Raw genomic sequence first — 19,067 nt, forward strand, 5'->3', positions numbered from 1 at the left:
ACATTATTGGTAGCAAGGATATGGTAGAATCCGCTTTAAAACAATGATTCCACCTTGTCCTTTCTTTATTTTTCTATACACGATTTTATACATTGTTGATATAGCAAGGATTCTAGGGGCCTTTGCTATTTTATTTTTCTGTTTTTTTGTATAAAATCTTGTAAAAATCACTAAATTGATAGATATAAAAGAAAACACTATGTAGCAGCTATGAACAAGAAGAGTATAACACTAGAACAGGCTATAAACCTATTGATATCAATTGCTGAAGGGATTGACATAGCAGCTGTTGTTATAGATAGTGTAGCAGATATAGAACAGAAGAAATTATTTTGAATTTGTTCTATTTAGTAAATAAATTTTAAAATTTAATAGAAAAAAGAGAGAAGAATTTTTTAGGACTCTTCTCTCTTTTTAGTGTATAAACATTTTTAATTAGCAGTTAAATCCATTTGTTCCGAGTTGTACTTGTTGAGTTTGTAAAACTTTTAAAGTCAAATCAAGAACGATTTTTTCACGTAATTTGTCAAATGCTCTTTCGTCATGTCTTTCATCACAAAAGCCTCTTTTATCATGTTTGTTATCCTCAATAAAACATGGTGAATAGTCAAGCTCATAAAATTCTGCACTAATTAATTCACAAAATGGTTGTTCATTATAGAAAACATTATTTTCAAAGAAGTATTTGTCTAGACGAGGAATATCATTCTTTTTTGGATTAATAAAGCGAGCTTTACTTTCTGAAGAAAAAGCAATAATTGCTGGAGAAAGAAAGTCATCTCCATTTAAATCAGCAAAACCAGAGAAGTGAACTTTTGCAATTTTATCATAAATTTTGCCATTGCAGTCTTTACCCGCATATTCAATATTTTTACGAATAAAACCTTCTACAAATAATTTTGCTCTTGTTACTTGTAAATATCCTGTTGTATTAATTGCTTCATATTCAACAGGTACTAGTTTACATTGTGTTAAAAATACATCTTTTAACACTCTTTTAATTTCTACTGCTGGTGGACAAAGTGGAATATCTGCTTCTACTACAATTTGAAGCGTTCTTTCTGCTAACACAACTGGAATTTTAACTCTTGGATTGTTTGCAAGAACAGGCGTTACATCAGAATCTTGGAGTGGAGTCCGTGTTTCTGACTTAACCCTGCAATCATCTTTATGGTTTTCTTCTTTACTCAATTAAAAAAACCTCCATTTATTTTATATTTAGAGCTTTTCTATATTTCCTTTAATATGATATTTAATATATCTATTTATGTGAGGGCTTGTATAATAGTGATTTTTCTCATTTTGAAATATTTAGTAGACTTTCTTATATTTTAAAAAAGATAGATAGTACTAAAATCAATTACACAATTTTGAATAAACAAACATACATTATAGTGTGTGACGAGTAGTGGTGGACTTGTTTAACACTTATATTTTAAAATCTCCTTGATAAGAAAGGAAACCTGCTCATAGGATTCCTTTCTTTTTCATATAATGAATATTGTTTTAAGAGATTTGAAAGTAAACTAACATTTAAATTCGAATAATTAAATATATAAAAATATAATTATTAATTGATGGCTGTAAAAGGCAATAAAAACTTTTTTTAAAATCGAAAAAAGAAGATGTTCCCTTTTTAAAGAAGGAAAAAACTATATAGCAACTAAAGAACAGCTTAGAGCAGAGAGAGGACAAAGTATGGCTCAAACTTATTGGGGATCAGAGGTAGCCAAGAACTTAGGGATTGGCTCAAGTACTTTACGTAAATATTTCCTTGTCCTAGAAGAATCCGGGTATCCTTTTGAGCGAGTTAATAATAATTTTAGAGTCTTTTTTCATAAAGATATGGCAACTATAGAATGGCTAATAGCAGCAATAAACAAGAAGAACATAACATTAGAACAGGCTATAAACCTATTGATATCAATTGCTGAAGGAATTGACGTAGCAACTGTTGTTATAGATAGTGTAGCAGATATAGAACAGAAGAAATTATTTTGAATTTGTTCTATTTAGTAAATAAATTTTAAAATTTAATAGAAAAAAGAGAGAAGAATTTTTTAAGATTCTTCTCTCTTTTTAGTGCATAAACATTTTTAATTACCAGTCTTTTCCGGTTCCGAGTTGTACTTGTTGAGTTTGTAATACTTTTAAAGTCAAATCAAGAACGATTTTTTCACGTAATTTGTCAAATTCTCTTTCGTCATATTTTTCATCACACGAGCCTTTTTTATCATGTTTTTTATCCTCAATAAAACATGGTGAATAGTCAAGCTCATAAAATTCTGCACTAATTAATTCACAAAATGGTTGTTCATTATAGAAAACATTATTTTCAAAGAAGTATTTGTCTAGACGAGGAATATCATTCTTTTTTGGATTAATAAAGCGAGCTTTATTTTCTGAAGAAAAAGCAATAATTGCTGGAGAAAGAAAGTCATCTTCATTTAAATCAGCAAAGCCAGAGAAGTGAACTTTTGCAATTTTATCATGAATTTTGCCATTGCAGTCTTTACTCGCATATTCAATATTTTTACGAATAAAACCTTCTACAAATAATTTTGCTCTTGTTACTTGTAAATATCCTGTTGTATTAATTGCTTCATATTCAACAGGTACTAGTTTACATTGTGTTAAAAATACATCTTTTAACACTCTTTTAATTTCTACTGCTGGTGGACAAAGTGGAATATCTGCTTCTACTACAATTTGAAGCGTTCTTTCTGCTAACACAACTGGAATTTTAACTCTTGGATTGTTTGCAAGAATAGGCGTTACATCAGAATCTTGGAGTGGAGTCCGTGTTTCTGACTTAACCTTGCAATCATTTTTATGATGATCATTGTGACTTTGGTTTTCTTCTTTACTCAATTATAAAACCTCCATTTATTTTATATTTAGAGCTTTTCCATATTTCCTTTAATATGATATTTAGTATATTTATTTGTGTGAGGGCTTGTGTAATAGTGATTTTTCTCATTTTGAAATATTTAGTGAACTTTCTTATATTTTAAAAAAGATAAATAGTACTAAAATTAATTACACTATTTTTAATAAGCAAACATACATTATAGTGTGTGACGAGTAGTGGTGAACTTGTTTAACACTTATATTTTAAAATCTCCTTGATGAGAAAGGAAACCTGCTCATAGGATTCCTTTCTTTTTCATATAATGAATATTGTTTTAGATTGTAGAGATATTTTAGCGCTTAGAATTGAATAGTTAAATAAAAACAAGCCTTGCATATAAGCAAGGCTTGTTTTTATTTCCAGAATTTCCACCAATGATGTTTATTTTCCGTAGTAGGAGCAACTAGTTGTTTAGTCTCTTGAATAGATCTTATGTTATGTAATAGTTGCTCATCTCTTTCTTGCAACAATTGTTCATTGTGTTTTTGATATATTTTTATACAGTCTTTCAATGTTTGAAATTCTTCTTGAGTTCGTCGTAGTTCTTCTCTCATGGATTGGAGTTCTTTTGTTATTTCTTCGCGTTCCTCGCGCAACAATTCACGTAACAGATTAGTATTGTTTTCGCGTTCCAATACTTCTTTTTCTCTCGTAATAAGCAAAGATTGGGAATCAATTGGATCATGGGACGTTCCACTCGTGTTCCAATTTTCATTATTTATGGTTATTGCTACGGTTTTGGCAGCATCAGCCTTGTTATATCCGGCATCTTTCATAAGTGCTTGAAATTGTTTTAAAGCTTTTATATCTTTTGAAGTAAAGGTTCGATATTCGCGATTACTTTTAGGATCACGAACTTTTACAAAGATGTATTCATGCTTTTCTAACTCTAAACACCATTTACGCAAATAGCTTTCGCTAATACTTAACATTTCTGCTACTTCCTTGGTTAGGAAAGCCGGGAGTGGATCGGATTGTATACCATTCCGCGTTCCATCAGACATCGTTCTTCACGCTCCTTTTAACGTTCCAATTGACGTTCCTAAAGTTACATTATACATGATAAAACGAAATACCTTTGAAATGTGGAATTTGTCGGTAACATAGGTCAAGTCAAACTTCAAAATTCATAGACTAAGGGCAAAGACCCATAGAATCCTTGCTATATCAACAATGTATAAAAAGATGCATAGAAAAATAGAAAAGGACAAGGAAGAATCCTTGCTATAAAGCGGATTCCCCCTTGTCCTTGCTACCTATAATAGGACGTTATGTTAACCAAGCATGAATATGGTATACAAATAAACTTTTTGATTGTCCCTTATATAAATATGTTATCATTTGGTAAAAAAGGTTAGTTTTGTAGAGGTAGGAGGGAAGTTAGATGTCTAATAAAAAGAAATCGAGTCCCGAACAAAGAAAAAAAACAATGAACGAATTTATTCTATGGGGATTAACAGCAATTGTTTTTGTTATTGTATGGTATTTTTTCCAAAGATAACGGGTTCATTATTAATTCTAAAAGAACTTGGGGTACAGCCGAGATACGTGTAAAAATAGGTCATAGACTTACTTTTATTTCCAATTAGATTTAGAATCAGTTTTTTATCCATTATTTCTTTGTACAAATCCTTGGTACATCTAATCTTTCATTGTTTAACTTATTATCATACACCCTAATCATACGATTCAAATTAAGTATTTTCAGTAATCAAACAATGGATGATTAGGGTTAACCCATAATAGACAAAGACAGAATTTTTATTGTAAATTGACGTAATAAAACCTAGTTATAAGTTCAATAGTTTTTGTTTGGAAATAAAAGTAAGCTTAATACTCAAAATTACACGTATCTCGGCTGTACCCCAACTTCCGAGAACGAGAATTATGTAAAAAGCAAAGCCGTCTATCAAGACGGCTTTTTGTATTTTTGACTATTATGGTTTTTTTCCAAAATGCTGGCGATACCCCATGCCTATCAAGCTAAAATTCTATACTGCCCCCAACAACATAAATAAACTTAAAAATAAAATCATTTTTATTAAATTATATATTGAATAATATTTATAAAAAGTTTAATATTATTAAAGTGAGGAGGTGGTTCTTTATGGAAAGAGAAGAAATTCCTTCATGGATTCTCTCATTAGATAAAGAGTCTTTAGAATTTATTAGAAAATTTATATTGAATTCGGGCTCTTTAAAAAATATGTCTAATTTGTATGATGTTTCTTATCCAACAGTACGTGCCAAATTAGATAGGTTAATAAAAAAAATTGAAGTACATAGTAAAGAAGATGATGTAGAGTTTGTAAATATGATTAAGGGATTTGTTATTGATGAACGAATTAGTCTAGACGTCGCTAAAATCATCATAGAAAAATATAAAAAAGAAAGGGATGTTTAATTATGAAACCTGTAGTTGGAATACTAGTTACTGTTGTTATAATAGTTATTCAAAGCTTTTTATCATCTCGAAAAAACCCTTATTTAGGTGGAATTCTCCCTGTAGCATACATAGGTTTTATTAGCTTCTTTTTTAATAAACTATTCGCTAATGGTGACTATTTTTCTACTTGGCTAATGATATTAGCTGGTTTATGCGCATTTTTAAGTATATGGATTTCAGGCAGAGAACGTTTCAAAAAGAAAAGACAAAAAGAATTAGATCGAATTGAATTACAGAATCTTTAGATTTAAGAGACCTTTGTATTATTAAGGTCTTTTTTTTATTTTATAAAACAGCATAAGATACTATTACATCGCCAGAAATCCTAATTGCAAATTGATTACGGGTATTTTAATCTCTTTATTTATCATGTTTTGAATGTATACTTTTGTTGTGTAAATTGAGGATATCAGGGGAATCGGTGTAAAGTCAATGATTAAGGGGGAATGAATGTAAACTAATATTTAAAAGTTTACATTCGAGAAAAGTAAAAAAAGAGTCCTAATGGAGAAGTTTTATACACTTATATCATACTATTTTTCATATCTTTATTTTTTGATCTTGGTACGATCTTTGCGTTTTGGCTAAAGTGGTCGCTGGGGGGCACTCACACCCAAAAACAAGGTTCATAGACTAAAACATAAAAATATAATGACAAAGGGTGTTTTTATGAATCAACAAACGCAAAGTAATAATCAAAATACTTCAAATGATGAGGCTGAAGAAGTAAAGTTAGCCGATAGTTTAAAACTGGCATTGTTAGCTGGTTTATTTAGTGTAGTAGGAGATGTTTTAGGAACTTATGCAGCAAAGTTAGCCATAGATGAAACCATACAAGAACAAATTTCTCAGCAAAAAACAAATAAAGAACAAGAAGAACAAATGCAGTTATTACAAAAGCAAATTAAAGAATTACAAAAACAGATTGAAATTTTAAACAAGAGATAAGTGTTGGTCAATCAAAACGGACCTAGCGAAGCGAAGGGAGTATTTGACTTGACCAACTGAACGATACCCAAACCCTCTTGGCATTGAACAAACTACTGTTTGTTCCTGCCAACCGGCGAGGGAGCCCCTCAAGGATTGAGGGGTTGGGGTGTTCGATGGATGGGGTCTGGGGAAGAGTTCCCCAGTGGGTTTGGGCAAAGCCCAAGGTTTGTCTTTGCCATGTGGGGCATGGCTCGGCAAAGCCGAAAAGCGTCGCAGACCCCTATCGATTTTGATGCGTTAGCGTCAAAATACGTATAGGGTTACGTTAATTGACTCCATTTCGTCGATTTGCTAGACTTATGGTATCAATTAATCTAGGGGAAGTGGTGGCACTTTATGTTGTTCTCTATTTCATTTAATCAATCTCATCAAAGTTCATTGAGCCATAATAACAGAGAAAACGTTCATGGAAATCCTGGGATAGATCTAACCAGGCTACATGAGAATATTTACTTTGTTCAAAAGGATATCCGAAGTGTATACAAGGATGTCTTTCAAGAAGCGGTGGACAAGTATAATGAGAAGCAAAAACGAAGTGATCGTAAAATTAAAGATTACTATGACAAGATAAGAAAAGATACAAAGACGCATGAGCAACGAGAATTGGTTGTAGCGATTGGAGAAGGTAAAGACGACCCAAAGTATAGGGAAGCCAAAAAGGAAGCGTTAAAACAGTATGCTGAGGCGTTTCAAGAGCGAAATCTGAATCTAGCTGTCTATAATATGGTTTTACATGATGATGAAGCCAATCCGCATTTACATATTAACTATGTACCGAATTTCGAAAGTAGTCGAGGATTAACGAGGCGTGTCGGAATGGATAGAGCCTTGCAACAACAAGGCGTAAAAGGAAAAGGGACGGAGTTAATTGCAAATTGGAGACAATCAGAAACGGCTTATATTGAATCTTTGGCTAAAGAACAAATTCCAGAATTTGAACGAGCGAATGTAGGTTCACATAAGTACATGAAAGTCCGTCAATACAAGGAATATGCTGAAGCAAAATCAACCGTTGAAAATCAAATATATGAAAAAGAAATGCAATTAGAAGTTTTTGACTATCATATGAAACATGCTGAAGAAAAAGTAAATGAATTACAGATGGTGAAAATACATGTAGCTGATAAATATAAAGAGTTAGAAGCAGTGGAACAACAAGTAAAAAGTGAAAATGAAAAGTTACAGCTGATCGGTCAGCGATATATAGAGTTAGAAAAAAAGGTGAAACAACAGCAAAAAGAGTTAGATAGTGTTACAAATCAAGTGCCAAATGAACCTGTTGTGATTTCGTTTTTACGTAAAGAAGTAATAACAGAAGTACAGGATAAAATGTTTGGAAAAGCTGAAATCACGAAGAAAAAGACAAGAAATTATGTGTTATCACCAGAACAATATCAAAAATTAACAAAACAAGTGAATGCAGCTGTTACTATCAAAAAAGATTATGAGCGTTTGAGAAAAACAGATTTTGTGAAAGAGAATGAGAGTTTAAAAGCGCATGCAGAGGGATGGATGAAAGAAAATCGAACATTGAAACAAGAAAAAAGTCAGTTGCAAAAAGAAGTTGGTGTATTAAATAAAGAAATAAGCTCGTTAAAAGCTCATATAAAGGGTTTACAGACGAATATAAGAGTTTTGTATGTACAAATAAAAAAAGTTTTTAAAGAGCAATTTAAGGCGTTTAGAGGGATTATTAAAAATGAATTGGATAGTAAGGGAATAGATAATCAATTTGAACGTGAATATAAGAAAGAAATAAGCAGACATCGAGATTTTGATAGGGAAAGATAATAAGAGTGATAATGATGAAAGTATTGAATTGTATTAGTTTGAAGAAGAAAAAGAGGGTTGAATGTTGTGTTTTTGTAAGAGACGGAAAGTTTTAACAAGGGGTTTCATGTTATTATAGAGAAAGACATACAAACGAGAAAAACCGCCCATGCTTTGGTCGGCAGACGGTTTTTCATAATAAGGTTGGGATCAACCAATATATATTCTATATACATTCTAACATATAAAAGTTGATTCCTTCCACTAAGGGAGAGAATTATTTTATGACAAAAGTTGTAGATTTTGGACAAGCTGAAAAAAAAGCGAAAATAAGAGATAGTAAGATTGATAGTATTTATGATCAGTTGCTAGCAGGTGGTTACTCGGAAGAAGAAAAAACAATGCTTTTGCAGTTGTTAAGTAAGGCGACTGGTGGAGAAGAATATTTCATAGGTAAAAAGAAAAAGCCTACAGATCGGGTGAGATTTGTGCAAATTATTATGGATAATATTGATTATTTGATTGAAATAGGTTATTTAAGTAGTAAAGAAGAAGCTTTTTTATTTAAATTAACTTCATCTGTAGAGTTTAAAACTAATGTTCTTGTAGAACGTGAGACAAATAATCCAGCATCACCTACATATCTAGCTGAAAAGTTTAAAATGACTCGTCAAAGTATTTCTAGTGTTATGAATGGTTTATTAAAAAAGGGAGTATTAGCAGTCGCGCAATCAGGTGTTACAACTGAAGATGGACGGGTTTGTACTAGTCGTACATGGTTTGTAAATCCAAATGTTATGTGTTGCTCTCCTAAAGATGGAATAGATAAAGCAACTCAACATATTTTTAGAGATTCATTGAGAAATTTTAAAGTCGAAGATCAAGGGAAGAAAAAACATAAACTACCCATTTATTTATTTTAAAAAAACGCAAAAATTTTCTTGCGTTTTTTTTTATATTAGTATTTACCTTTTTTTAGGTGTCACTTTTTTTTGACACCGGTGTCAAAAAAAAGTGACACCCTATCTTCTATAAACCCTTGGTATTACTGACTTTTTTTATTTGCCCTATCTCACTCTTATATATATAGCTAAAAGTTCCGCAAGGAACGGGTCGTATTTTTGAAAAAAACATTCAAAAATCTCCACCCTCAACATTAAAAAGTCGGTTCGTTAATCCTCACCTAAAGGCTACCGCCTTTTCTTTTTGATGTTGTCCTTGCAAAACTTTTTTCGGCTCGATATGCTTTTTTTGCCAAGCCGACAGACAAAACGCAAAATAATGGTTATCGACTTGGATTAGCAAGTATACGAGCCGAACCGCTCAGATTAATCGTTCAAAAATTGTTTTTATTCAATATATTGGTACGTTTAATACGTGGGGTTTCGCCCCCACACGACGAGCCAGCACTCTAGTCAAAACGCAAGTTTCTAACTAAAAACAAAAGCATAAAAAAGAAAAGTTATATATTAAACTTTTTTTTATAATTTAGAACCAAATTAAAACCTTTACATACTATGTAATTAGGAAAAACAGTTTTGGAAACAAAACGCCCTTTCCATCGGGGCAACCCGAAGGGAAGACCAATGTCTTCCCGTCTTACATAAAAAAGGTCCTCCAGATTTTTTAGCTGGGGGACTTTCGTGTTCACATAATTCTCGAAAGCGGAAGTTAATTAACCTTAAATAAATCTGATATTTGTTTAGCATCTTCACCTTTTATTATGTATTGTTCAAGATGTTTTTGTTCAGGATTATCTTTACGAGCAATTACAACTGTTGGGTTATCTAACCAAATTAAATATGTTTCAGTAGAATCATCTTGATAATTCAACGTCATTTGATAGTCAATATTTTTTTTAGCTTCATCATCTAGTAAAAGAGGAATAACTCTTTCTTTGTCCTTATGTATTCCAGTTCGCTCCATAGCTTTGAGAATTTGGCCAAAATCTAGCGTTATTCCGGCCCTATCACTTCTTGTTTTCATAGATATGAGTCCGATTTCTTTAACTTCTTTTCCTTGAAAAACAGCAGGCGTGGGGTTTTCCTCTTGCTCTGTAGATGTGACTTTTGTCTTTGGTTGTTGGGAAACAGACGTTTTATTATCTTTCATTTCAGTTGAACATGCAGATAAGTTTAAAAATAGTACGGTCGTCAATAAGACTATACTTTTCTTCATTAATCCAACCCCTTTCTACTTTAAGCACTATTTCTTGTTTTTTACAATATAACCCTTCTCGAAAGGGAATTTATATAAAACAAATACATTTTTTTATTATGTATATCTTATTCATGTTTGGTTAACATAACGCATCATTATCGGTAGCAAGGACAAGAGGGAATCCGCTTTAAAACAAGGGTTATCTCTTGTCCTTGTTTTATTTTTCTATACACGATTTTATACATTGCAGAGATAGTAGGATTTTTCAGGCTTACGAGTGGTCTGTATTAGTACAAAAATTTGTATAAAATCTTGTATAAAAAAGGTAGTTCTCTTAAATTCTCGAATAATCATTGAGGAGCGGGTGAATGAGTGCCTACAAGAAAATTTGTGATATTCTAAAGAGTGAGGTGATAGCTTGAAAGAATATGAATATATCTTGTTAAACAAAGAAATGAGTGAACGATTAAATATCGGGGTAAGTACTTTAAGAAAGTGGGCTGCCGCGCTAGAAAAGAACGGATATTACTGGGAGAAAAATGATGATGGTACTCGCTATTATACTCACTATGATCAAGATACACTTATACTGTTTAAAAGTTTAGTACAAGAGCAAAAATTCAACTTAGAACAAGCTGCAAAAGTTATTATATCTAAGCGAGAAGGAAACCGCTCTTCATCAAGAACGGGGGACGCTCTCCAAGAAATACAACAAGAATCTAAAAGTGAAACCCACTCTTCTAGCCGTTCTCTAACTCCTGTGACAAATGAATCTATACAAAGTTTAATAGATTATATAAAAGAGCAAGATAAACTTAATAGACATCTATTAGAAAAAATTGAAGAGATGGAGAAAGAACGAAAAAGTGATAGAGAAATTCTAGAACGTATGGAACAGCAATTTACTCGCCAAGAAAATCGAGCAAATGAAAGAGATAAAATGTTAATGGAAAATATACGAAGTATTCAACAGCTTGCAATTACAAAACAAAAAAAATCTTTGTGGAATCGTTTATTTAATAAGTAAAATAAAAAAGGTTCACTCTTTGTTATATAAGGAGTGGGCCTTTTTGTTTTACTACTGATAATGATGCGTTATGTGAACCTAGCATCTATAGGGTATACATTTTTGATAAGAACTTTAGAATCTAAGAAATTTAATATTATACTTATTGGAAAACGAATGAATAGAATTATATTTTTGGTAAAATTGAATCGTGCCGTTTAGTATGTTTAAGCATTATAAAGAGGAGCGATCGGAATGCAACAAGTTAAATTATTCTTCAAAAGGATAAGTTTAATTTTAGCAATTTCTTGTGTTGTATTATTTTCTACTAACGTAGGAAATGCCAGTGCAGACGTCATCCCTGGAAGCTGGGTAGAATTCACTAGTAGTTTTGATACAAAATGGGTTTATTCAAAGAGCAGTACCATTTCATTTCACAGTTATTGTGTATCAAATTCTCCCTCCACTGTTTGGGTCAGAGCAATTGTTTATAAAAATGGTGGCTATAGATTTAGCGAATGGAGAAATTTAAAATGTGGGTATTGGAATGGAGGGAGAGAAGCTGATAAATATGATCACGAATATTTTACAGCCTCCATTGGTTATTGGCATCAATTTGAAGTCAAGCAGATTGAAACATCCCATACTGGCGTGAATTATGAAATTCACAATTAATTTAGATATAAAACTATTAATATGTGATTTTATATAAGTGATTGTGGTGATCTAAATATATAATGTTTAGCATACTGACAGTACCCCTCTGGAGCGATCTGGAGGGCATTTTTATAAGCTTCTAGATACATTGAATACCGATAAGTGGAGTTATGTTAATTTTATATAGACTGAATAAGATTGATAGATAAAACAATCATTAAAGTAAAAAGAACCTTTTAAAAGGTTCTTTTTACTAAGGCTCATATATTTTCGTTTGGGTACTTATATTATATGAGTTGACTGAAGCTACAGATGAAAAAAAAGGATACCAGCCTTTCAAATGCATTATAACATATATTTTTATATTATATCTTAATGATACTTAAGTGGATGCTATGGAACCCTTATTTATGATGTTTCGAATGTATACTTTTATTATATAAATTAAGGATATTAGGATTTTTGGTTCGAAGTCAATGATTAAGGGGATTTGAATGTAAACTAATATTCAAAAGTTTACATTGGAGAATAAGAAAAAGAATCCTAATTATTTAGGATTCTTTTTGTAGATTTTTAATAGGAACATTTAATTTGATTTTGCGATTAGTTATATAAACTCCCATTAGTATAAAAATTAATCCAATGATTAATTTCCAACTTATAACTTCATTTAAAAGAATATATCCCCAAAAAATAGCTGATACTGGTACTAAATATGTAGATATGGAAGCGAAATCTGGACTTCCCTTTTGGATTAAGTAAAAGTAAAGTAAATACGCTATACCTGATCCAAATACACCTATTCCAATTAATGCGCCTATATGATTCCATGATATTTTAGTTAAAATTTGAATTGGATCTTCTAACAATAAAACTATGAAACCGCTACATATACTACCGACTAATAATGTGCCTAAAGAAATTTGAAACATGGATATTTCTTTAAGATAACGTTTTGTTATATGGGTAGCTAAACCGTAGCAAAAAGTTGCTGTCAACATAGCGAAAAAATTTAAAGAATTTACTGAAAAAATATTGGATAGATGTATGTCTGAGAGAATTAAAATACCTATGAATCCAATAAATAAACCTATAAGTTGATTACGATTAGAACGTATACCAAAAAATAAAATTCCTAAAATCATTGTCCATAAAGGTTGGGTTGCATTTAAAACAGAAGCTAAATTACTAGTCATTTTTTGCTCGCTAAAACAAATAAGTGTCCATGGAATTACAGTATTTAGTATTCCTACAGCAAATAAAGGTATAAACGGAATTTTCCCTTTAAAAGATTTTCGGAAAAATGGTATAAGTACAATAAGTGTTATGACTCCAAAAGTTGCACGTAAAAATGCTACAACTAAAGGATTAAAATCTGCAACTAACACTTTGAAAAAATAGAAAGACCCTCCCCAAATAAGACTTAACATAATGAGTGCAAGGTATAATTTACGAGACATTTCTTCCCCCCTCTTTATTTTTGATATAAACAATCTTTTATCTATATATATCATTTTCAATTTATTTTATTATTTTACATAAAATAGAATATAAAACCAAGTAAAAGAACCGCTATTAGTATGTCGCGGTTCTTTGTTATCATTGTAGTTCTATATGAATAAAATTTTTATGTTATAAAGAAGTTTTATTTATTTAAAGGATTCCAAGATGTACTAATAACATCTCTAATTGCTAACTTAGTTATATCAGTTGGAGTAATTGGTGTAACATCGTGTAAACAATGAGCATCATCCCATAATACAGTATCACCAGAATTAAGTAGGGGATTTTGCCAAAAAATCACTTTATCCATGTCAGCAAATATTGAATCTGCACCACTTACATTTTCACGATTTATTAGTAAGATAGAGGCAAAAGAATGGCCATCAGTATGAACACCTTCAGGTGCACCATGTCCTTCCTCTTCTGCGCTACCTATAATACGAATCGGATGTACTTCGACTTCCCAAAAAGGAGATTTTATACGTTCGTGAGTTGGTATCATGTTAAAAAGATTTTTTATAAATGTTTTTAAATATAGATTTTCAATCATTTCTTGTTCAAGAGGTGCAAAATTTCGCTCTATATCACCTGCATACTTATTAATTTTAGAGCTTTGGAAAAATGGTCTATGCGGAAGAATTTCAGGTTCATTGAATGGGTTATGTGAATCTAATTTAAAACTTCCAAAACGACGATACCTGAAAGTTGCTCCATTTTGTAAATATGGATCCATTGGTAGATTCTTAAATAGTGAGGAGAGTTCTTTAAAACTTGATTGAATTTCATTATCCATGTTTGATAATTGGGTTGGAAAATATGCAAGAGGATTAGTTTGGGTAAATCTTGGTTCGTTGTTAGTTGCCCATAATTGTTTAGTATTAGTGAAATTAATAGGTAATCCAGAGTGATCTGCTACTGAATAAGAACTGTTTCCTTTAATTGCTTCAGGGCGATTTTTAATAGTTTTCATTATTACACCTCTTCGATCAATTTATAGTAGCTACAATGTAATACTTTTAATTCCTTATAAAGTTAAAGTATACAGAACGGAGATAAATTGTAAATATATAGAATAATATAGAAAAATTTAGAAATAGAAACCAGATTATTCATAATTATTAGACTTTTTAAGTGGATGATCTTTCTTGTGTAGATTAGTAATATATGGCGTATGTCAACGGTAAGCGGACAGAATGAAGCGAAAGCGAAATGAAGGAGCATTAAGGAGTTGACAGACTTACTGTCCCAAACCCTCTTGATGTGTCAAAACGTAAGCGTTTTGGCCTGCCAATCGGCGAGGGAGCCCCTCAAGGATTGAGGGGTTGGGGTGTTCGATGGATGGGGTCTGGGGAAGGGTTCCCCAGTGGGTTTGGGCAAAGCCCAAGGTTTGTTTTTGCTATGCCGAGATTTGACGCGGCATGGCTCGGCGAAGCCGAAAAGCGTCGCAGACCCCTATCGATTTTGATGCGAAAGCGTCAAAATACGTATAGGGTTACGTTAATTGACTCCATTTCGTCGATTTGCTAGACTTATGGTATCAATTAATCTAGGGGAAGTGGTGGCACTTTATGTTGTTCTCTATTTCATTTAATCAATCTCATCAAAGTTCATTGAGCCATAATAACAGAGAAAACGTTCATGGAAATCCTGGGATAGATCTAACCAGGCTACATGAGAATATTTACTTTGTTCAAAAGGATATCCGAAGTGTATACAAGGATGTCTTTCAAGAAGCGGTGGACAAGTATAATGAGAAGCAAAAACGAAGTGATCGTAAAATTAAAGATTACTATGACAAGATAAGAAAAGATACAAAGACGCATGAGCAACGAGAATTGGTTGTAGCGATTGGAGAAGGTAAAGACGACCCAAAGTATAGGGAAGCCAAAAAGGAAGCGTTAAAACAGTATGCTGAGGCGTTTCAAGAGCGAAATCTGAATCTAGCTGTCTATAATATGGTTTTACATGATGATGAAGCCAATCCGCATTTACATATTAACTATGTACCGAATTTCGAAAGTAGTCGAGGATTAACGAGGCGTGTCGGAATGGATAGAGCCTTGCAACAACAAGGCGTAAAAGGAAAAGGGACGGAGTTAATTGCAAATTGGAGACAATCAGAAACGGCTTATATTGAATCTTTGGCTAAAGAACAAATTCCAGAATTTGAACGAGCGAATGTAGGTTCACATAAGTACATGAAAGTCCGTCAATACAAGGAATATGCTGAAGCAAAATCAACCGTTGAAAATCAAATATATGAAAAAGAAATGCAATTAGAAGTTTTTGACTATCATATGAAACATGCTGAAGAGAAAGTAAATAAATTACAGATGGTGAAAATACATGTTGCTGATACATACAAAGAGTTAGAAGCAGTGGAACAACAAGTAAAAAGTGAAAGTGAAAAGTTACAGCTGATTGGTCAGCGATATATAGAGTTAGAAAAAAAGGTGAAACAACAGCAAAAAGAATTAGATAGTGTTACAAATCAAGTGCCAAATGAACCTGTTGTGATTTCGTTTTTGCGTAAAGAAGTAATAACAGAAGTACAGGATAAAATGTTTGGAAAAGCTGAAATCACGAAGAAAAAGACAAGAAATTATGTGTTATCACCAGAACAATATCAAAAATTAACAAAACAAGTGAATGCAGCTGTTACTATCAAAAAAGATTATGAGCGTTTGAGAAAAACAGATTTTGTGAAAGAGAATGAAAGTTTAAAAGTGCATGTAGAGGGATGGATGGAAGAAAATCGAACATTGAAACAAGAGAAAAGTCAGTTGCAAAAAGAAGTTGGTGTATTAAATAAAGAAATAAGCTCGTTAAAAGCTCATATAAAGGGTTTACAGGCAAATATAAGGGTTTTATATCAACAGACGAAAAAAGCCTTTAAAGAGCAATTTAAGGCGTTTAGAGCGATTATAAAAAAAGATTTAGATAATAAAGAGGTAAATAATTATTTTGAGCATGAGCATAAGAAGGAAATTAATAAACATAAAGGGTTTGACATGGAACGATAAAAAAATTAGGGAAACTTTGTTTTCATCTTTAAGGTTATTGAAAACGTGATAGAATGAAAAAAAGAGCCATGCGGGAACATGACTCTTTTTAAAAGGGTATTCTACGAAAATACCTAAAGCAAATTTATCTGGTTATAGATTATCATAATTTGATTTATAATCAAATAGCAAATTATAGGTATTTTTGTTGATTCCCCTTAACTTAGAGGAGGAATTAACAATGAATGAAGGATTGGGACAAGCTTTAAATCAAGCTGATAGAAATGCTAGAAAAAGAGATTTTGAGAAAGATGGAAAACAAAGAGATCAAGCTGAAGAACTTAAAAAATCTCTTTTACAACAGTTAAAAGAATTAACTGGAGAAGACCATTATGTTGGAACTAATAAAGATCCATTTGCTGGAGAGCCATTTAATCAAGTAATGCATAGAAATTTAGATTTATTGAATAGTATTGGCTATTTAACTCAAGCAGAAGAAAGTTTTTTATTTAGAATTCAAGCTTATTTGGAATTTAGAAGTAATGTCATTATTTGTAGAGATGATAAATTTAAAAAGAAACGAAAAAGTGTTGAAGATGATTTTGAGTTGCCAAGAGCGGCAACTGTTTCTGAAATTGCTGAAATGATAGGAAAATCAAGACAAAAAACATCAACTGTTATGAATTCATTAAAGAAAAAAGAAATTTTACTTAATCCAGAAGGTGCAGGACAAATTATTGAAAATGGTCGTACTGTAAGTCCTAGAACATGGATAGTAAATCCCTATATAATGATTTGTGCACCTCGAAAAAATGAAGTGAAACTTGATAAATTAACGATGAGATTATTTCAACATTCTTTGAAAAATCTTAAAGATCAAAATGGTAAAAAAGTAAAATTACCAGCTAGATTTTTTTAGACTGTATCAATTTGATACAGTCTTTTTTGGATTTTATGTAATTTTTTAGGTGTCACGAAAAGGTGACAAAAAACAAAAAAGTGTCACCTTTTCGTGACACCCTAAAAAGTGTATTAAACACGGTCATATCAAGGGATTTACACGCTTTTTGTAAATGTTCTCTATTATCACTATTATTAAGGGCTAAAAGTTCCGCAAGGAACAGGTAGTATTTTTGAGCAAACAACGCTCAAAAATCTCCACCTTCAGGAGAAAAAAAGTCGGTTCGTTAATCCTCACCTAAAGGCTATCGCCTTTTCTTTTTTTCCTGTCCTTGCAAAACTTTTTTCGGCTCGTGTGCTTTTCTCGCCAAGCCGACAGACAAAAAGCAAAGCAATGGTTCTCGACTTGGACTAGCAAGTATACGAGCCGAACCGCTTAGATTATTCGTTCTAAGATAGTCCTTATTCAAAAATAGATACGTAATACGTGGGGTTTCGCCCCCACACGACGAGCCAGCACTCTAGCCAAAAAGCAAAGGGAAGAGATACAAAATGGAATTGACTTATATTCCTTTGTTATCTCGTTAGGTATACACTTTGCCTTGGGTGAATACCTTAATGGAAAATTATTTTTTAATAATTGGGGTGATACACTTGGGATACTTTGTAACTGTCGAACCAGGCGTCAACGTATTTATAGAGGACATCAATCCGAAGGGAAATAAAACGATACTTTTTATTCATGGATGGCCACTAAATCATAACCAGTTCGAATATCAGTTCAACTTCCTTCCAACGCTTGGATATCGTTGTATCGGAATGGACTGGAGGGGATATGGCAATTCGGATAAACCTCTTAGCGGGTACAGTTTCGATAGATTAGCAGATGATGTCCGCATGGTCATCGAGGCATTACAGTTAAGAAATATAACACTGGCAGGACACTCTACAGGAGGCGCGATCTCGATTCGTTATATGGCTCGTCACAAAGGGTATGGGGTATCTAAACTCGTCCTGATCGACGCTGCCTCCCCATCTAGCGTTCCAAAAGAATTTACAAATAAAATCATCGAAGATACAAACCATGACCGACCGCAAATGCTGCAAGACCAAACGGGGATTTTTTTCTTTCAGTATATTTCCGAACCGAAATCCGATTGGTTCGTTTTAATGGGATTACAAGCGGCGAATTGGGCAACTTCTGCCATTATGGTCACGCTTAGAGATGAAAATGTTTACAACGATCTCGGTCAGATCGTTGTACCCACATTAATTATTCACGGAATTCATGATAAAGTCGTTCCGTTTACCCAAGCTGAGGAAACAAATAAGCTGATCAAAAATTCGAAGCTAGTTCCGTTCCAATACAGCGGCCATTGCGCTTTTTTAGAGGAGCGTGATAGATTCAACCAATTATTATCTTCTTTTGCATAACGATTCGGAATAGCAACACCGTCGCTAATTAATTCGTAAGCGTCAAATAGCCCCCACCTTAAATAGATGAGGGCTAATTTATGTTGATTTATGATTTATGATTTAAATATGCGGCAGGTCATGACAACGACCACGGCAGTAACCGATCCAGTTCTTTCGGATCTTTCGGGTCTGATAGCTGTGGCATCTTTTCGAATAGATATTGGGGTACCGCCAGTATTTTGAAAAAAACCACGTTAAGCAAAAAATACAATAAGCTACCCATATGGACAGCTCATTTACATAATG

At 32.5% G+C, this 19,067-nt stretch carries 16 protein-coding genes and 1 pseudogene; 11 read left to right on the plus strand and 6 right to left on the minus strand.

The window, feature by feature from the left end; translation table 11 throughout:
* Nucleotides 1-435: 435 nt before the first annotated feature.
* The gene (locus HRG09_RS25455; RefSeq protein ID WP_174103617.1) at nucleotides 436-1,191 is read right to left on the minus strand and encodes a CsxC family protein; all 756 of its coding nucleotides are present in this window, start codon (nucleotides 1,189-1,191) and stop codon (nucleotides 436-438) included.
* A 507-nt stretch (nucleotides 1,192-1,698) separates the two neighbouring features.
* Between HRG09_RS25455 and HRG09_RS25460 the strand changes: the two are divergent.
* Nucleotides 1,699-1,995, plus strand: a pseudogene (locus HRG09_RS25460) (DUF3967 domain-containing protein); the annotation flags it as partial.
* Between the two features lie 105 nt (nucleotides 1,996-2,100).
* Here the strand turns inward: HRG09_RS25460 and HRG09_RS25465 are convergent.
* Entirely contained in the window at nucleotides 2,101-2,871 is a 771-nt protein-coding gene (locus HRG09_RS25465) for a CsxC family protein (RefSeq protein ID WP_174103618.1), read from the minus strand.
* A 393-nt stretch (nucleotides 2,872-3,264) separates the two neighbouring features.
* Nucleotides 3,265-3,915: a DUF3967 domain-containing protein gene (locus tag HRG09_RS25470; protein WP_174103619.1), complete on the minus strand. Its 651-nt coding sequence runs from the start codon at nucleotides 3,913-3,915 to the stop codon at nucleotides 3,265-3,267.
* A 1,103-nt stretch (nucleotides 3,916-5,018) separates the two neighbouring features.
* Between HRG09_RS25470 and HRG09_RS25475 the strand changes: the two genes are divergently transcribed.
* The 5 genes from HRG09_RS25475 (at nucleotide 5,019) to HRG09_RS25495 (ending at nucleotide 9,040) form a co-directional block, all read left to right on the plus strand.
* Nucleotides 5,019-5,315, plus strand: coding sequence for a DUF2089 family protein (locus HRG09_RS25475; protein ID WP_000439057.1), 297 nt, complete (start codon nucleotides 5,019-5,021; stop codon nucleotides 5,313-5,315).
* A gap of 2 nt (nucleotides 5,316-5,317) precedes the next feature.
* Nucleotides 5,318-5,602 (plus strand): hypothetical protein, encoded by a 285-nt coding sequence (locus HRG09_RS25480; RefSeq protein ID WP_174103620.1) that lies wholly within the window; start codon nucleotides 5,318-5,320, stop codon nucleotides 5,600-5,602.
* 424 nt (nucleotides 5,603-6,026) lie between these two features.
* Complete coding sequence (locus tag HRG09_RS25485; RefSeq protein WP_174103621.1) at nucleotides 6,027-6,305, plus strand: hypothetical protein; 279 nt, start codon at nucleotides 6,027-6,029, stop codon at nucleotides 6,303-6,305.
* Nucleotides 6,306-6,683: 378 nt separating this feature from the next.
* Nucleotides 6,684-8,138 (plus strand): plasmid recombination protein, encoded by a 1,455-nt coding sequence (locus HRG09_RS25490; RefSeq protein WP_174103622.1) that lies wholly within the window; start codon nucleotides 6,684-6,686, stop codon nucleotides 8,136-8,138.
* 263 nt (nucleotides 8,139-8,401) lie between these two features.
* Nucleotides 8,402-9,040, plus strand: coding sequence for a MarR family transcriptional regulator (locus tag HRG09_RS25495; RefSeq protein WP_174103623.1), 639 nt, complete (start codon nucleotides 8,402-8,404; stop codon nucleotides 9,038-9,040).
* A gap of 748 nt (nucleotides 9,041-9,788) precedes the next feature.
* Here HRG09_RS25495 and HRG09_RS25500 read toward each other — a convergent pair.
* Nucleotides 9,789-10,295, minus strand: a complete 507-nt coding sequence (locus HRG09_RS25500) for a hypothetical protein (RefSeq protein ID WP_174103624.1) — start codon at nucleotides 10,293-10,295, stop codon at nucleotides 9,789-9,791.
* Nucleotides 10,296-10,695: 400 nt separating this feature from the next.
* On the opposite strand from HRG09_RS25500, the gene HRG09_RS25505 reads away from it, so the two are divergent.
* Both HRG09_RS25505 and HRG09_RS25510 read left to right on the plus strand, forming a co-directional pair.
* Nucleotides 10,696-11,304 carry a MerR family transcriptional regulator gene (locus HRG09_RS25505; protein ID WP_174103625.1) on the plus strand — a complete coding sequence of 203 codons (609 nt, stop codon included), beginning with the start codon at nucleotides 10,696-10,698 and terminating at the stop codon, nucleotides 11,302-11,304.
* A 234-nt stretch (nucleotides 11,305-11,538) separates the two neighbouring features.
* Nucleotides 11,539-11,958 (plus strand): hypothetical protein, encoded by a 420-nt coding sequence (locus HRG09_RS25510; protein ID WP_174103626.1) that lies wholly within the window; start codon nucleotides 11,539-11,541, stop codon nucleotides 11,956-11,958.
* 533 nt (nucleotides 11,959-12,491) lie between these two features.
* Here HRG09_RS25510 and HRG09_RS25515 read toward each other — a convergent pair.
* Both HRG09_RS25515 and HRG09_RS25520 read right to left on the minus strand, forming a co-directional pair.
* A complete protein-coding gene (locus HRG09_RS25515; protein ID WP_174103627.1) occupies nucleotides 12,492-13,400 on the minus strand; it encodes a DMT family transporter in 909 nt (302 codons plus the stop codon).
* Between the two features lie 185 nt (nucleotides 13,401-13,585).
* Nucleotides 13,586-14,413 carry a 2OG-Fe dioxygenase family protein gene (locus tag HRG09_RS25520; protein ID WP_174103628.1) on the minus strand — a complete coding sequence of 276 codons (828 nt, stop codon included), beginning with the start codon at nucleotides 14,411-14,413 and terminating at the stop codon, nucleotides 13,586-13,588.
* A 598-nt stretch (nucleotides 14,414-15,011) separates the two neighbouring features.
* Here HRG09_RS25520 and HRG09_RS25525 point away from each other — a divergent pair.
* From HRG09_RS25525 to HRG09_RS25535, 3 genes are all read left to right on the plus strand, one after another.
* Nucleotides 15,012-16,466 carry a plasmid recombination protein gene (locus tag HRG09_RS25525; RefSeq protein ID WP_174103629.1) on the plus strand — a complete coding sequence of 485 codons (1,455 nt, stop codon included), beginning with the start codon at nucleotides 15,012-15,014 and terminating at the stop codon, nucleotides 16,464-16,466.
* 220 nt (nucleotides 16,467-16,686) lie between these two features.
* Nucleotides 16,687-17,364 (plus strand): Rep protein, encoded by a 678-nt coding sequence (locus HRG09_RS25530; protein ID WP_174103630.1) that lies wholly within the window; start codon nucleotides 16,687-16,689, stop codon nucleotides 17,362-17,364.
* A gap of 635 nt (nucleotides 17,365-17,999) precedes the next feature.
* Nucleotides 18,000-18,779: an alpha/beta fold hydrolase gene (locus HRG09_RS25535; protein ID WP_174103631.1), complete on the plus strand. Its 780-nt coding sequence runs from the start codon at nucleotides 18,000-18,002 to the stop codon at nucleotides 18,777-18,779.
* Nucleotides 18,780-19,067 lie beyond the last annotated feature (288 nt).

Source organism: Bacillus sp. Xin1 (assembly GCF_013314535.1).
Taxonomy (GTDB): Bacteria; Bacillota; Bacilli; order Bacillales; family Bacillaceae_G; genus Bacillus_A.

Coding starts and splice junctions, on each gene's coding strand:
- HRG09_RS25480 (WP_174103620.1), top strand. CDS start 5,318: ATGAAACCTGTAGTTGGAATACTAGTTACTGTTGTTATAATAGTTATT.
- HRG09_RS25500 (WP_174103624.1), bottom strand. CDS start 10,295: ATGAAGAAAAGTATAGTCTTATTGACGACCGTACTATTTTTAAACTTA.
- HRG09_RS25470 (WP_174103619.1), bottom strand. CDS start 3,915: ATGTCTGATGGAACGCGGAATGGTATACAATCCGATCCACTCCCGGCT.
- HRG09_RS25475 (WP_000439057.1), top strand. CDS start 5,019: ATGGAAAGAGAAGAAATTCCTTCATGGATTCTCTCATTAGATAAAGAG.
- HRG09_RS25495 (WP_174103623.1), top strand. CDS start 8,402: ATGACAAAAGTTGTAGATTTTGGACAAGCTGAAAAAAAAGCGAAAATA.
- HRG09_RS25525 (WP_174103629.1), top strand. CDS start 15,012: ATGTTGTTCTCTATTTCATTTAATCAATCTCATCAAAGTTCATTGAGC.
- HRG09_RS25490 (WP_174103622.1), top strand. CDS start 6,684: ATGTTGTTCTCTATTTCATTTAATCAATCTCATCAAAGTTCATTGAGC.
- HRG09_RS25510 (WP_174103626.1), top strand. CDS start 11,539: ATGCAACAAGTTAAATTATTCTTCAAAAGGATAAGTTTAATTTTAGCA.
- HRG09_RS25530 (WP_174103630.1), top strand. CDS start 16,687: ATGAATGAAGGATTGGGACAAGCTTTAAATCAAGCTGATAGAAATGCT.
- HRG09_RS25520 (WP_174103628.1), bottom strand. CDS start 14,413: ATGAAAACTATTAAAAATCGCCCTGAAGCAATTAAAGGAAACAGTTCT.
- HRG09_RS25515 (WP_174103627.1), bottom strand. CDS start 13,400: ATGTCTCGTAAATTATACCTTGCACTCATTATGTTAAGTCTTATTTGG.
- HRG09_RS25485 (WP_174103621.1), top strand. CDS start 6,027: ATGAATCAACAAACGCAAAGTAATAATCAAAATACTTCAAATGATGAG.